General features: G+C 66.9%; 1 pseudogene. It reads left to right on the top strand.

The features are described 5' to 3' along the window. Positions 1-58: 58 nt before the first annotated feature. Positions 59-604, top strand: a pseudogene (locus U9980_RS24545) (hypothetical protein); the annotation flags it as partial.

Genomic DNA, 604 nt, shown 5'->3' with positions numbered 1-604 from the left:
GCGAGGTGTGCTGCAACCAGCGTTCAGCGATCGTCCCGGCAGTCCGTGGTGGCGTGCGGTGAACGAGCGCATCCTCCGGGACGGCTGCGAGGCAGTGGCCCTGAGCGGGGATCTTCCCGGCCCGGCCTCGTCGCGGATGGTCGACCACTGGATGTCCTTCGCGGATTACCCGACCGCCCGGACCTGGTACCGGGCGCATAACGGAAGCGTGGTCGCCGCCTACCTTGAGCAGCGAGACCTGGCGGAGGCGGAGAACGCCGCTGAGCGGTTCTTCATGAACGTCGTGCTGTGCCGGGTGCTCTACGCCCATGCTCTCGTCGCCGCTCCCCGAATGTCACTCGGGTGGCTTCGTCCGCTCGCCCCGTTCCTCGGTGACCCGAGGCTCGGGATGACCGGGATCTTCTTGCAGCTGTCTCGCGTGCTGCCCGACGAGTACCCCCTCCGCAACAGCGTCCAGTCTTACCTCAGCGACGAGATCCGATTCGGCCGCCTTCTGGATTTCGGGGTGATCCTCCCGAGGTTGCAGCAGCTCTACGAGTGGTCAGCTCACGAGCTCGCCGCGCCGGGCCTGGTTGATTGTGTCCGCGACGGAGCCCTGACCTAC

The organism is Protofrankia sp. Cr1 (assembly GCF_963555865.1).
Lineage (GTDB): Bacteria > Actinomycetota > Actinomycetes > Frankiales > Frankiaceae > Protofrankia.
The sequence above is the reverse complement of the archived record's forward strand: the minus strand, read 5'-3'. Positions and strand labels throughout refer to the sequence as shown.